11 protein-coding genes are annotated in these 13,620 nt (G+C 67.9%); 2 read left to right on the top strand and 9 right to left on the bottom strand.

Features of this window, described 5'->3' with window-relative positions; translation table 11 throughout:
- From QZ332_RS06420 to QZ332_RS06390, 7 genes are all read right to left on the bottom strand, one after another.
- A partial coding sequence (locus QZ332_RS06420) for an ATPase domain-containing protein (RefSeq protein WP_295763790.1) occupies positions 1–401 on the bottom strand: 401 nt, incomplete at its 3' end.
- A gap of 46 nt (positions 402–447) precedes the next feature.
- A complete protein-coding gene (locus QZ332_RS06415) occupies positions 448–642 on the bottom strand; it encodes a PspC domain-containing protein (RefSeq protein ID WP_363323974.1) in 195 nt (64 codons plus the stop codon).
- A gap of 14 nt (positions 643–656) precedes the next feature.
- Positions 657–1,523 (bottom strand): peptide chain release factor N(5)-glutamine methyltransferase, encoded by an 867-nt coding sequence (prmC, locus tag QZ332_RS06410; protein WP_295763787.1) that lies wholly within the window; start codon positions 1,521–1,523, stop codon positions 657–659.
- A gap of 11 nt (positions 1,524–1,534) precedes the next feature.
- A complete protein-coding gene (locus QZ332_RS06405; protein ID WP_295763784.1) occupies positions 1,535–2,509 on the bottom strand; it encodes a DUF1385 domain-containing protein in 975 nt (324 codons plus the stop codon).
- A 389-nt stretch (positions 2,510–2,898) separates the two neighbouring features.
- Complete coding sequence (locus QZ332_RS06400) at positions 2,899–4,344, bottom strand: HAMP domain-containing sensor histidine kinase (protein WP_295763781.1); 1,446 nt, start codon at positions 4,342–4,344, stop codon at positions 2,899–2,901.
- Between the two features lie 14 nt (positions 4,345–4,358).
- Positions 4,359–5,051, bottom strand: coding sequence for a response regulator transcription factor (locus QZ332_RS06395; RefSeq protein WP_295763779.1), 693 nt, complete (start codon positions 5,049–5,051; stop codon positions 4,359–4,361).
- Positions 5,052–5,210: 159 nt separating this feature from the next.
- Positions 5,211–6,551, bottom strand: a complete 1,341-nt coding sequence (locus QZ332_RS06390) for a VCBS repeat-containing protein (RefSeq protein ID WP_295763776.1) — start codon at positions 6,549–6,551, stop codon at positions 5,211–5,213.
- A 174-nt stretch (positions 6,552–6,725) separates the two neighbouring features.
- On the opposite strand from QZ332_RS06390, the gene QZ332_RS06385 reads away from it, so the two are divergent.
- Together QZ332_RS06385 and QZ332_RS06380 are read left to right on the top strand one after the other, a co-directional pair.
- Entirely contained in the window at positions 6,726–9,200 is a 2,475-nt protein-coding gene (locus QZ332_RS06385) for an RND family transporter (protein WP_295763774.1), read from the top strand.
- Complete coding sequence (locus QZ332_RS06380; RefSeq protein WP_295763772.1) at positions 9,200–12,661, top strand: hypothetical protein; 3,462 nt, start codon at positions 9,200–9,202, stop codon at positions 12,659–12,661. The genes QZ332_RS06385 and QZ332_RS06380 overlap by 1 nt, the downstream gene beginning before the upstream one ends.
- Positions 12,662–12,735: 74 nt before the next feature.
- Here QZ332_RS06380 and QZ332_RS06375 read toward each other — a convergent pair whose 3' ends face one another.
- Positions 12,736–13,368: a YigZ family protein gene (locus tag QZ332_RS06375; protein ID WP_295763770.1), complete on the bottom strand. Its 633-nt coding sequence runs from the start codon at positions 13,366–13,368 to the stop codon at positions 12,736–12,738.
- Positions 13,361–13,609, bottom strand: a complete 249-nt coding sequence (locus QZ332_RS06370; protein WP_295763767.1) for a helix-turn-helix domain-containing protein — start codon at positions 13,607–13,609, stop codon at positions 13,361–13,363. Before QZ332_RS06370 ends, QZ332_RS06375 begins: the two co-directional genes overlap by 8 nt.
- Between the last annotated feature and the right edge of the window lie 11 nt (positions 13,610–13,620).

Below are 13,620 nucleotides of genomic sequence, written 5' to 3'. Positions count from 1 at the left end.
TCGCCGGTGTCCGGCTGGGAGATCAGCATGTCCTCCACCTTCACGCCCAGGGCGTGGGCATAGGTGGGATCCAGGGCGTGCTCCGCGTCCACGAAGGCCACTTCGCCGCCCCGCTTCTGGGCCTCGGCGACGACGTGGAGGGCCAGGGTGGTCTTGCCGGAGGACTCCGGCCCATAGATCTCGACGATCCGCCCCTTGGGCAGGCCCCCGATGCCCAGGGCCACGTCCAGGGCCAGGGATCCGGTGGGGATGACCTCCACGTTCATGGCGGTCCGGTCGCCCAGGCGCATGATGGAGCCCTTGCCGTACATCTTCTCGATCTGGCTCATGGCGCTGTCGATGGCTTTCTTCTTGTCCGCCGCCGGGGCCGCGGAGGGCAGGGGCGCTTTGTCTTTTGCCATGTGTATGTTCCTCCCGATACTTATATAGGTAGTCTATAAAATAGTCTCAATAAATGCCCGGGTCCCTGGGGATGATGACGGCGGCGACGATATAGGCAAGGACGCCGCTGCCGCCCATGGCGCAGAAGAGGACCCAGGCCAGCCGCACCAGAGTGGGGTCCAGGCCGAAGTACTGGGCGATGCCGCCGCACACGCCGTCCACCATCTTGCCTTGGTCGATCTTATAGAGCCGTTTTTCCATGATAGTCCTCCTGTTCAAATCTCTTGGCAGAGGGTGCCCAGCACCACTCTTGGGATCTTGTGGTGGTCCTTGACGACCTGCAGGTCGCCGAAGCCCTGGCCCCGCATGAGGCGCAGGACCCGGTCGGCCTGCCCGATGCCGACCTCGAGATACAGCCTCCCGCCGGGGACCAGGGCCTCCCGCCAGCTTTGGGTGATGGAGCGGTAGAAGTCCAGGCCGTCCGCCCCGCCGTCCAGGGCCAGATGGGGCTCGTAGTCCCGGACGGAGGGCTCCAGGCCGGCGATGTCAGCGGTGGGGATGTAGGGCGGGTTGCAGACGATGCAGTGGAACTCCCCCAGGGACCGGAGGGGCTTCTCCAGCGCGTCCGCCTGGATGGGGGACACCCGGGCGGAGAGGCCGCAGCGCCGGATGTTCTGGCGGCAGATCTTCAGGGCGCTGTCGTCGATCTCGCCCAGGGACACCCGGGCCTGGGGGGCCTGGGAGGCGATGGCGAGGCCGACGCACCCGCTCCCCGCGCACAGGTCCAGCACCCGGCACTCGCCCAGCGTCTGTATGTAGGCGATGGCCTGTTCGGCCAGCACCTCGGTGTCGGGGCGGGGGATCAGCACGTCCTGGGAGATGTCCAGGGGGAGGCCGTAGAACTCCCATTCGCCGATGAGGTAGGCCACCGGCTCCCCCGCCAGCCGCCGCTCCACCAGCCGCCGGACCTGGGCCTCCCGCTCGGGGGAGGCGTAGAGGCGGCTGTCGCGCTGGAGCTCCTCCCGGCTCTTGCCGGTGCCGAAGCAGACCAGCTCCCGGGCCTCCAGGGTCGCGGCCTCCACGCCGCTGCCCCGGAGGGTCTGGCGGACGTCCAGATACAGGTCGTTGTACGTGATCGCCAAGGGGAATCACCTCACCATTCGTCTTTTCCTTTTTCGGAGGGCAGCACCAGCTCCAGCGACCGGATGGCGCACTCGATCATGCCGTCGTCCGGCTCGTTGGTGGTGAAGTTCTGCATCCATAGGCCGGGGGCCGTCAGGACCTTGGCCAGGGCGCTCTCCTGGACGTGCCGCCCCACCCAGCGGTTGAACTCATAGGTCACGCCCACCACCAGCGGCAGCAGCAGCAGGTGCACCGCCGTGCGCAGCCAGGCGTTGGTGATGGGCCAGATGCCGAAGAAGATGCTGGAGAAGAGGATGGACACGCAGATGACCACGAACAGGAAGCTCGTCCCGCACCGGGGATGGTGCCGGGGCTGGATCCGGACGTTCTCCACCGTCAGCGGCAGCCCCGCCTCGTAGCAGAAGATGGTCTTGTGTTCCGCCCCGTGGTATTGGAAGACCCGGTAGATGTCCTTCTGCTTCGAGCAGGCGATGAGGTAGATCAGGAAGATGACCACCTTCAAAAGGCCCTCCACGAAGTTCCGCCCCCACAGGGGGAAGCCGGGGAAAAAGTGCAGGATGGCCCCCGTCAGGAGGGTGGGCAGCACCATGAAGAGGAACACGGACATGCCCACGCCCAGCACGACCGCCAGGGCCACCACGGCGCTCTCCAGCTTCTTGCTGGAGAGGTGCTTTTCCAGCCACAGCTCAAATTTGGAGGGCTGAGCGGCCTCGTCGTCGGGGTAGAAGTCGGCGGAGTACATCAGGGCCTTGACCCCGTTGACCATGGAGTCCAGGAAGTTCACGGTCCCCCGGATGAGGGGGAAGCCCAGGATGGGATAGCGGTCCTTGATGAAGCGGAGGTCCTCCACTTTCTCCACCAGGTCCCCCTCCTGGTCCCGGACCACGACGGCCTGTTTCTCCGGGCCCCGCATCAAAATGCCCTCGATGAGTGCCTGCCCGCCGATGCTGGTGCGGAAGGCGCAGGATCTTTTTTCTTCTGCCATGGAGTTTCCTTTCTATGCGTCGATCGCGTCGATATAGTATAGCACAGGGCGTCACAAAAAGCAAACGCCCGTTTGATTCTCACAGACACCGGCTTACCATTCGCCGAACGATCCATTGTGTGTCACACGATGGATCGTTCGGAAGGAGGGGCCAGGGGACCTGCGGTCCCCGGTTTTTCCGCCGGAGGCGGGAAAAGGATCAAAATCATTTTCCTGACGACATGCGCGTCAGGAAAATACCTCGACCCGCGCGCCCCGGGGGCGCGCACACCAGTGACCGAGTCACTGGTGTCAGGACGCACTCCGTTAGACACACCGCACCCCGTCCGCCCCCAGGTCCCCAACAGGACAGGGGGGATCTGAAGGGGGGACGCAGTCCCCTCTTTAAGTTAGGCCCGCACCGGGAGCTTGATCGTGACCACCGCGCCGCCGCCGTCGGCGTTGCCGATGGTGAAGGTGCCGCCGTGGAGGCCCACGATCTCGTCGCAGACCGCCAGGCCGATGCCGCTGCCCCGGGCCCTGGAGGTCCCCTTATAGAATTTCTGCTTCACGAAGGGCAGCTCCTGCTCCGGGATGCCAGGGCCGTAGTCCCGGACCCGGACCACCTGGACGCTCCCCTCCTGGTCGATGGAGGCGGTGATGCGCCGGCCCGCGCCGCCGTGCTTGGCGGCGTTGTCCAGCACGTTGCAGAAGACCTGCTTCAGCCGCTCCGAGTCCCCCCGGATCAGGGGCAGGTCCCCGTCGCCGGGGTGGTATTCCAGGGCGATGCCGTCCTGGCGGAACAGCTCCTGATAGGTGAAGATGGCGTCCTCCAGCTCCGCCTGGAGATCCACGTCCTCAATCTGGAGGGTGAAGCGGCCGTCCTCCATCTTGGAGAACTCCAGCAGCTCCTCCACCATGTTGGACAGGCGCCGGGACTCGTTGACGATGACCCGGATGCCCCGGCGGAGCTGCTCGGGATCGTCGGTGAGGTCGTCCTCCAGGATGGTCTCCCCCCAGCCGTTGATGGCCGTCAGGGGGGTGCGCAGCTCATGGGAGACGGAGGAGATGAACTCGCTCTTCATCTTCTCGTTCTGGCTGATCTTCAGGGACATGTCGTTGATGTTGTCCACCAGCTCCCCCAGCTCGTCGGAGTATTTGTTCTCGATGCGGGCGCCGTAGCTCCCGGCGGAGATGCGCTTGGCCGCCTCCGTCACCACCGCCACGGGCTCCACCACGTTGTTGATGAACAGCAGGTTGGAGAACACCACCAGCAGCATGCACAAAAGGGCGATGAGGAAGATCGCCAGCACCGCCGTCATCACCTGCCGGTCCACCGCCCGCAGGGAGGTCACCAGCCGCATGACGCCCACCACCCGGCCGTTGACGGTCAGGGGGCAGGACACCGCCAGGATCTCCTCCCCGGTCTCCAGGTCCCGGCCCTGATAGGGCGACGGCGCGGACTCGGTCCCCTGGAGGGCCCGGAGGATGTCGTCCGTCCCCGGGGAGGTGCCCGCCGTCAGGCCGGAGGTGGAGACCTGGATGCGCCCGCTGGAGCCGATGAACTGGAGCTCGATGCGGTTCTTGTCCTCGAAGCTCTCGGCGGACTGGACGGCCTTTTGGTAGTAGCTGCTGAAGCCGTTGTCCATGAAATACTCGTTGAAGGAGTTGGCCAGGGCCTGGGCGCGGGTCTCCAGGCCCTTTTGCATGGTGCCGTAGTAATAGTTGGACACGCCCGCGGAGAACAGCGTCACCACCAGCACCAGCAAGGCCGCGATGGGGAGGATGGAGTTGAAGATCCACCGCTGCCGCAGGCCCCGCAGGCGGAGGGAGCTCCACCGCTGTTCCTTTTCCATGATCGGGCCTTCCATCACAGCCCCCATTTATAGCCGTAGCCCCAGACCGTGGTGATATAGGCGGGGTTCTGCACGTTGTCCTCGATCTTCAGACGCAGGCGGCGGATGTTCACGTCCACGATCTTCAGCTCCCCGAAGTAGTCCCGGCCCCAGACCATGTCCAAGATCTCCTCCCGCGACAGGGCCTTGCCGGGGTTCTCCATGAAGACCCGCATGATGGAGTATTCCACCTGGGTCAGCTTGATCCGCTGGCCGTTCTTCTCCAGGGTCCGGTTCCGGGTGTTCAGCAGGAAGGGGGGCTGGCTCAGCTCCCCGGTGGCCTGGGGGAGGGGATCTTCGCCGCCGGAGCGGCGGACCAGGGCGTCCACCCGGGCGGTGAGCTCCGCCGGGGAGAAGGGCTTGGTCACATAGTCGTCGGCCCCGGTCATCAGGCCCGTCACCTTGTCCATCTCCTGGGACCGGGCGGTGAGCATGATGATGCCGATCCGGCTGTTGGTGGCCCGGATGCGGCGGCAGACCTCGAAGCCGTCGATGCCCGGGAGCATGATGTCCAGCAGGGCGACCCGCGCGTCCGGGTTCTCCTTCAGGAGCTCCATGGCCTGTTCGCCGCTCTCGGCCTCGATGACGTCATAGCCCGCCCGGCGCAGGTTGATGACGATGAAGCCGCGGATGCTGGCCTCGTCTTCTAAAACCAACACTTTTTTCATCGTGTCCATTCCTTTCGCTCTTACACTGGTATCCGCTGGTATCGTGGAGATGTCGGAAGGCCGGGGGACGGCCTTCGAAACGGGCGGAGCCCGCCGGCGCGCGGGATGGGCCGCGTTTTTGGACAGGGGATCCTCCGCCGGGGCGCGCATGCGCCCGCGTCAATTGTCTCCCGGGATCCACTCCCGGGCGATGAGGCTGAACGCCCCGCGGACCTCCTCCGCCGTCAGGGCATGGTCCCAGGGCGGGGTCTCCGGCAGCTCGGCGGTGAAGATGGCGGCGGGCTGGCGGCTGAGGGGGAAGCGGTTGCCCCGGGTGGCCCGGACCTCCCGGCCCGAGCCGGTGAGGGCGCTGATCCGCAGGATGGCCCCGCCCCGGCTGCCGTCCTCGTCCAGCGTGTAGAAGGTGACGCTGGACTCGCCGGAGACGCCGCTGCGCTCCGCCTCCACGTGGTCCACCCAGGCGTCGGGGACCTGGAGGTACCAGCCGTCCTCCACGCAGTGGTAGGTGCTGGTGACCCGCTCCCCGGTGCCGTCCAGACGGTAGGCCCGCCAGTCCACCCGGTGGAAGGGGGGCGACCCGTCGGGAGAGATGGGGATGGGGACCTCCGTCAGGCCGTCGCCGTTGATGTCCGAGGGATAGAGGCTGTAAAAGGGGGCGATCTCCCCGGAGACCCCCGTGGCCTCGGAAAGGACGATGTTGGTCAGTTCCCCGTTCCGCAGGGCCAGGATGTCCGTCACCGCGCCGGACTGCTCCGTCACGCCGGTGACGAACAGGGCGGGCTCGCCGCCCCGGAGCTTCCCGACGCTCAGGCGGCCCTGCTGGCTCAGCTCCGCCATGGTGACGGAGATGCGGGCCGGGGACAGGGGCACCAGGGTCCCGTCCAGCCAGTCGTAATGGTCGGCCACGCCCTCGCCCTCCTCGTCGGCGTGGAGGACCACCAGCTCCTGCAGGCCGTCGCTGTCCAGGTCCACACAGGCATAGCGGACGTAGCTGACGCTGCGGAGCAGCTCCGCCGGCCCGCCGGGGCCCAGGGCGTAGACCGACAGGGCCTGGAGCTCGGCGTTGACCCGCCAGCCCACGATCAGCTCCGTCTTCCCGTCGCCGTCCAGGTCGCTGTAGACCACGCTGTAGACGGAAGCGCCGCTGCCCTCGATGACGGCGGTCTGCCGGTAGCTGTCGCCGCGGACGGAGAAGATGTGGATCTTCAGGGGCCTCTCGTCCTCGGGCTTTCGGAAGAAGGCCACCGCCTCCTGGAGCCCGTCGCCGTCCAGGTCCGTCAGCTGGACGGGCTGGATGTTGGTGCCGGAGGCGGGCGCGGCGTATTCCGCGCCGTCTTCCAAGATCTCGTTGAGCTGGGCGTTCAGCTCCGTATATTTGGCGGGCAGCTCCGGCAGGGCGTAAAGCTCTTCCGGGTTGAACTCGAGCTGGATGCCGCCGCAGCCGCTGAGGGCCGCCGACAGCATCAGCGCCGCCGCCAGGGCCCGTATCTGTTTGCGCATGGCTCCGCCTCCTGTAGTACCGGGGTCCGGTGGGACTCTAATTCTAATATCATACCACGTTTTTCCCCGTTTGGGTAGCCCTTCTTAACTTGATTTTCCATGGCCTCTGGTATATGATAAAAAAAGAGATCGCAGCATCCCCCGTATCCGGGGGCAAGAAAGGGAGCGGCATCCTTGGACCAGCAGAGCACCGACCAGAAGCAGAGCCCGATCGAGCGGCTGGCGGCCTTCATCGTGGACAAACGGAAGGCATTCTACCTGCTGTACATCGGACTCGCCATTTTTTGCGTCTTCGCCAGCGGCTGGGTGGAGGTCAACGACGACCTCACCAGCTACCTCCCCGCCGAGACGGAGACCCGCCGGGGCCTCACCGTCATGGAGGAGGAGTTCGTCACCTTCGGCACCAACCGCGTCCTGGTGGACAACATCGACTACGCCCGGGCGGAGGCGCTGGCGGAGGAGCTGGAGGGCCTGGAGGGCGTTTCGGGCGTGGAGTTCGACGGCTCCGAAGAGCACTATGTCGACGGCGCGGCGCTGTTCTCCATCACCTACGGCGGCGCCGCCGGGGACCAGATCAGCCTGGACGCCCTGGAGCGGGTGAAGGAGGCCCTGACGGGCTATGACCTTTACATCACCGGGGACACGGGCAATTCCGCCTCCGCCAGCCTGGACGCGGAGATGCAGGTGGTCATGGTCATCGCGGTGGCCATCATCCTGCTGGTCCTGCTGTTCACCTCCCATACCTACATGGAGATCCCCGTCCTGCTGGCCACCTTCGGCATGGCGGCGCTTTTGAACAAGGGGACCAACTTCCTCTTCGGGGAGATCTCCTTCGTGTCCAACTCCGTGGCCGTGGTGCTGCAGCTGGCGCTGGCGATCGACTACGCCATCATCCTCTGCCACCGCTACACCGAGGAACGGGAGCACCAGCAGGCGCGGGAGGCCGTGGTCACCGCCCTGAGCAAGGCGATCCCCGAGATCGCGGGCAGCTCCCTGACCACGCTGTCGGGCCTGGGGGCCATGTGCTTCATGCGCTTCGGCATCGGCAAGGACCTGGGCGTCATCCTGATGAAGGCCATCGTGCTGAGCCTGCTGGCCGTCTTCACCCTGATGCCGGGGCTCCTCATGAGCTTCTCCAGCCTCATCGACCGGACCCACCACCGCAGCTTCGTCCCCAAGATCACGGCCTGGGGCCGCCTGGCCGTCAAGACCCGGTACATCATGCCGCCCATCTTCCTGGTCCTGCTGATCGGCGGCTTCGTCTTCTCCGGCCGCTGCCCCTACGTCTACGGGCAGACCACCCTGACCACCATGCGGCAGAACGAGTCTCAGATCGCCCAGCAGAAGGTGGACGGGACCTTCGGGGCCGTGAACACCATCGCGGTCATGGTCCCCGCCGGGGACTATGAGCGGGAGGGACGCCTCCTCCGGGACCTGGAGGAGATGCCCGAGATCGAGAGCGTGCTGGGCCTTGCCAACATCGAGGCCATGGACGGCTATGTCCTCACCGACAAGCTGACGCCCCGGCAGTTCGCCGAGCTGACGGACCTGGACGTGGAGGTGGCCCGGCTCCTCTACACGGCCTACGCCGTGAACCAGGAGAGCTATGGCCGGGTCGTGGCCGGGCTGGACAGCTACGGTGTGCCCCTGCTGGACATGTTCCTCTTCGTCTACGACCAGATGGAGGAGGGCTATGTCACCCTGGACGACGACATGACCTCGACCATCGAGGACCTGCACGCCCAGCTCACCGACGCCCAGCTCCAGCTGAAGGGCGGGGAGCACAGCCGCCTGGTGCTCCAGCTGGATCTGCCGGAGGAGAGCCCGGAGACCTTCGCCTTCCTGGACACCCTCCATGAGGCCGCCGGGCAGTATTACGACGACTTCCTCATCGTGGGCAACTCCACCAGCGACTTCGACCTCTCCAGCTCCTTCGAGAAGGACAACATCGTCATCGGGGTGCTGACCATCGTCTTCGTCATCCTGGTGCTGATGTTCACGTTCAAATCCTCCGGCCTGCCCGTGCTCTTGATCCTGGTCATCCAGGGGAGCGTCTGGATCAACTTCTCCTTCCCGTACCTGATGAAGGAGGACCTCTTCTTCCTCAGCTATCTGGTGGTCAGCTCCATCCAGATGGGCGCGAACATCGACTACGCCATCGTCATCGCCAACCGCTACACGGAGCTGAAGCAGGCGATGCCCCTGAAGGACGCCGTCATCGAGTCGCTGAACGAGGCGTTCCCCACCATCGTCACCTCCGGCACCATCCTGGCGGCGGCGGGGGCGCTGATCGGCGTCCTGTCCACCACGCCCTCCATCTCCTCCATCGGCGTATGCCTGGGCCGGGGCACGCTGATCTCCATCTTCCTGGTCCTGGGCATCCTGCCCCAGATCCTGCTTTTGGGGGACATCATCATCGAGAAGACCGCCTTCACCCTCAAGGCCCGCCTGCCCATCCAGAGCCGCAGCGGCATCCTGCGGCTGGACGGCCACGTCCGGGGCTACGTCTCGGGCATGGTGGACGCGGACTTCACCGGGCTGCTCCGCGGCACCATCAACGCCGCCATCGAGTCCGGGGCCGTCCAGGACGCCTCCGAGGCGCCGCCCGACGCCCCCGCGCTGCCGGACGGCGGGAAGGAGGAAGCATGATGGAACGACTGTTTGAACGATGCGCCTCCCTCCTGCTGGCCCTCTGCCTGCTGGCGGGCCCGGCGCTGTCTGCCGCCCGGGGGGCGGAGACCGAGATCTCCATCTCCTCCGTCGGCCAGCTGGAGGCGTTCGCGAGATCCTGCTCCCTGGACACCTGGTCCCGGGGCAAGACCGTCCGCCTGGCGGCGGACCTGGACCTGGGGGGACGGGAGTTCACCCCCATCCCCACCTTCGGCGGCACGTTCCTGGGGGAGGGGCACCAGATCTCCGGGCTCCGCATCACCGCCGCCGGGTCGGACATGGGCTTTTTCCGCTACCTCCAGGAGGGGGCGGTGGTCCGGGACCTGAGCGTCGCCGGCGTGGTGCGCCCCGGGGGCAGCGCGGCCCGCGTGGGCGGCATCGTGGGCGACAACGCCGGGGCCGTCCGGAACTGCGCGTTCCGCGGCTCCGTGGAGGGCAGGAGCGACGTGGGCGGCATCGCGGGATGGAACCGGGAGACCGGAGAGATCGCCCGGGCCCTCGTCTCCGGCTCCGTCACCGGGGAGGAGTCCACCGGCGGCACGGCGGGCCGGAACCTGGGCGCGCTGCTCCAGTGCGAGAACGGGGCCAAGGTCAACACCGCCGCGCCCGACGAGGACACCGGCATGGACGTGGAGGACCTGGCCCTCTCCCTGGAGGAGGCCCCCGGCGGGGACGGCGAGGGCGGCTTCCTGAAAAACCACAGCGACACCGGCGGCGTCGTGGGCTGGTCCAGCGGCATCGTCTACAGCTGCCGGAACACCGGGGCCGTGGGCTATCCCCATGTGGGCTACAACGTGGGCGGCATCGCCGGGCGGCAGGACGGCCACCTCTCCGGCTGCACCAACCGGGGCGAGGTCTATGGCCGGAAGGACGTGGGCGGCATCGTGGGCCAGGCGGAGCCGGACGTGGCCCTCTCCCCGGACAGCGGGGCCCTGGACCGCCTGCGCCGGGAGCTGGACGTCCTGGAAGACCTGATCGGCCGGACCCTGGACCGGGCCGGGGAGGACGGGGACGGCATCTCCGCCCGCCTCAGCGGCATCGGCCGCACCGCCGGCGAGGCCCGGGACCACACGGAGGACCTGCTGGACCACGTTTCCGACTTCGTGGACGGCAATGTCGGGTCCGTCAACAGCCTCAGCGCCGCGGTCACCAAGGCCCTGGACGACACGGTCCCCGCCCTGGAGGAGCTCTCCGATGTTTCCGGGCGGATGGAGGGCCTGGCCCGCCGGCTGGAGGATGCGCTGGACGCCCTGGGCGATGCGGCGGACGGGGGCGCGGACGTTTCCGCCGACGCCGGCCGCGCCGCCGGGATCTTCCGCCGGGCGGGGGAGGCCCTGTCGGCGGCGGTCGGGGACCTCCGGGCGGCGGCGGACGCCCTGCGCGGCGCCGTCGTGGTCCGGGATTCGGAGGCCGTGGAGGCCGCAGCGGCGGACCTGGCCAAGGCCCTGGAGGGGTTCGGCTCCGCCCTGGAACAGGCCGGGGCGGCGGCGGATGCGCTCCGGGAGGCCCTGGGGGCCTTCCCCGCCCTGGAGGACGTCCGGGAGGTCCTGCGCGGACAGATGATCCCGGCCCTCAAGGGCATGGGGGCGGCCCTCCGGCAGGCGGGCGCGGCCCTGAGGACCATCGGCGCGGATACCGGGCTGGACTGGGAGCAGGTCCGAGCCTCCCTGGATGAGGCGGGCACGGGCTTCCGGGGCCTCGGGGACGCCTCCCGGCGCCTGAACGAGGCCATCGGGGCCGTCCAGACCGCTCTGGACGGCCTGGGCGGGCTCTCGGGGGAGCTTGGCGGCGCGGTCCGGGAGCTGGCGGACGCCGCCTCCCTCGCCGCCCCCGTGGGCCGTGGGCTGGAGCGGGCCTTCGACATCCTGAGGGACGCCGTCCAGGGGCTGGCCGAGGACGGACCCACCCAGCTCACGCCCCTGGGCGAGGCCGCCCGGGACGCGGGCCGGGGCCTCTTCGACTCCCTCGCCGATCTCAGCCTGGAGCTGGAGGACCTCCACAGCGCGGTGGACCGGGCGGGGGACCGTTCCGCCTCCGACCTGCGGGCCATCAGCCGCCAGTTCAACACCGTCTCCCAGGTCCTGCTGGACGCCCTGGCGGACGTCCGGGACGGCGCGGACAGCGCCCCCCGGGAGATCCTGGAGGACACGTCCAACGAGGACATCGCCGCCACCCGCTTCGGCAAGGTGGAGAACTGCCGGAACGAGGCGGCGGTGGACGGCGACCGGAACGTGGGCGGCATCGTGGGGGCCATGTCCATCGAGTACGGCCTGGACCCCGAGGGCGACCTGGAGCTGTCCCTGGGCGGGACCTACGAGACCAAGGCCGTTTTGCAAAGCTGCGTCAACCACGGCGCCGTCACCGCCAAGAAGGACTGCGCGGGGGGCCTGGCGGGGCGGATGGACCTGGGCACCGCCCTGGGCTGTGAGGACTACGGTCCCGTCTCCAGCGCCAGCGGGAGCTATGTAGGCGGCGTGGCGGGCTTTTGCGACGGCGTGATCCGGGAGAGCTTCGCCAAGTGCGCCCTCTCCGGCGTGGACGACATCGGCGGCATCGCCGGATGGGTGGGCCGCGTGTGGGAGTGCCGGGCCATCGTCACCGTGCTGGAGGGCACGGAGCGGGTGGGGGCCATCGCCGGGAGCGGCGACCTGGAGGACATCCGGGACAACGCCTTCATCGACACCGGCGTGGCCGGGATCGACGGCGTGAGCTACGCCGGGATCGCCGAGCCCATGACCTTCGAGGTCCTGCGGGCCCTGCCGGACGTCCCGGCGGAGTTCGCCGCCTTTACCCTGACGCTGAAGGCGGACGGGGAGACCGTAAAGGAGATCCCCTTTACCTATGGCCAGGACCTGAGTAAGATCCAGCTTCCGCCGGTGCCGGAGCTGGAGGGCTTTTATGGCGTATGGCCGGAGTTCGACGTCTCCGGGCGGAACTCGGACATCATCCTGGAGGCGGTTTACGCTCCCTGGGTGACGCTGGTCGCCAGTGAGGAACGAGAGGGCCCCCTGGCCCTGGCTCTGGCGGAGGGGCGGTTTACGGAGGAGGCCGTGCTCCGCGTCCAGTCCCCCGCGCTGAACCCTGACGTGGAGACCGTGGGCGTCTGGTGGGAGGTCAGCCTGAGAGGCACGGACCTGGGCCCGGAGGACGCGGTGACCTTCCGCCTCCTGAACACCACCGGCGGAAAGGCTGAGGTCCGGGAATTCCGGGACGGCCGGGGCGAGACCCGCCTGGACGCGGAGGTGAACGGCAGTTACCTGATCGTCACCATCCAGGGGACCGCCGGGACCTTCCACATCGTCCCCGCCCAGGGGGACGGAGCGCTGTGGCTGGCGCTGGCCGCCGCCGTCCTGCTGGTCTTGCTGGCGGTCCTCCGGGTCCGGAAGCGGAAAAAGAAGGCGGCGGCGAAGGCCCCTGCCAAGGCCCCCGCCAAGGGATGACTGAATACGAAGAGGACTGCCGGCTTTCGACAGTCCTCTTCGTATCCGTATCCGCCGCGCGCTCCGGCGGTGCGTCACTCCCGGGGGCCGGGGAGGTACTCCTCCCCCGCCGGGATCATGGCGAGCTGCCCGGCGGACAGCTCCGTCAGCCGCCGGGCGAACGCCTCCGCCCCTGCGGGCGGGAAGGCCGTGTGGAGCGTCACGTCCGCCCCGTACTCCGCGTCCCGGAGGACGCCGCCCTGGGCCGCGGTCTCCAGCTTCAGCCGCTCGAACAGCGGGTAGGGACAGGGCACGTCCCACAGCGTCCAGCGGCTCACCCAGGCGGTGCCCGCCGCGTCCAGGGCGTCCCTGGCCCCCCGGCCGTAGGCGCGGCTCAGGCCCCCCGCCCCCAGCAGCACGCCGCCGAAATAGCGGGTCACCACGCAGCAGACGTTGGTGACCTCCTGGCGCTGGAAGACGTTCAGCATGGGCTGTCCGGCGGTGCCCTGGGGCTCACCGTCGTCGGAATAGCGGACCACGCCGCCCTCCCGGATGATGCAGCACCAGCAGTGGTGCCGGGCGTCGTAGTGCCGCCTGCGGACCTCCTCCAGGCGGGCGCGGGCCTCGGCCTCGGACTCCACCCGCCAGAGGTCCGTGATGAAGCGGGAGCGTTTTTCCGTGAACTCGGTCTCGGCATCCTGGAAGGGGACGCGGTAGCCCTCACTCATGCCCGGCCTCCTCTTCGGAAGGGGGCGGCAGCATCTCCCGGACGTCCGTCCGGCCGAGCAGATAGTCTGTGTTGACCTGGAAATGGTCCGCCAGGGCGATGATATTTTGGAAGCTGGGCAGATTCGTGCCCGCTTCAAAGCGCTGATAGTGACGGTCCGCAAGCCCAATCGCCGCCGCTGTTTGGATCTGCGTTTCCCCCTGCTCCTTTCGCAGAGCCTTGATCCTCTCTCGGAATTTCATAATACCCCCTT

Source organism: uncultured Oscillibacter sp., from assembly GCF_910584465.1.
In the GTDB taxonomy this organism is placed as follows: Bacteria; Bacillota; Clostridia; order Oscillospirales; family Oscillospiraceae; genus Oscillibacter.
The sequence above is the reverse complement of the archived record's forward strand: the minus strand, read 5'-3'. Positions and strand labels throughout refer to the sequence as shown.

Coding starts and splice junctions, on each gene's coding strand:
- QZ332_RS06415 (WP_363323974.1), bottom strand. CDS start 642: ATGGAAAAACGGCTCTATAAGATCGACCAAGGCAAGATGGTGGACGGC.
- QZ332_RS06405 (WP_295763784.1), bottom strand. CDS start 2,509: ATGGCAGAAGAAAAAAGATCCTGCGCCTTCCGCACCAGCATCGGCGGG.
- QZ332_RS06400 (WP_295763781.1), bottom strand. CDS start 4,344: ATGGAAAAGGAACAGCGGTGGAGCTCCCTCCGCCTGCGGGGCCTGCGG.
- QZ332_RS06395 (WP_295763779.1), bottom strand. CDS start 5,051: ATGAAAAAAGTGTTGGTTTTAGAAGACGAGGCCAGCATCCGCGGCTTC.
- QZ332_RS06390 (WP_295763776.1), bottom strand. CDS start 6,551: ATGCGCAAACAGATACGGGCCCTGGCGGCGGCGCTGATGCTGTCGGCG.
- QZ332_RS06380 (WP_295763772.1), top strand. CDS start 9,200: ATGGAACGACTGTTTGAACGATGCGCCTCCCTCCTGCTGGCCCTCTGC.
- QZ332_RS06375 (WP_295763770.1), bottom strand. CDS start 13,368: ATGAGTGAGGGCTACCGCGTCCCCTTCCAGGATGCCGAGACCGAGTTC.
- QZ332_RS06370 (WP_295763767.1), bottom strand. CDS start 13,609: ATGAAATTCCGAGAGAGGATCAAGGCTCTGCGAAAGGAGCAGGGGGAA.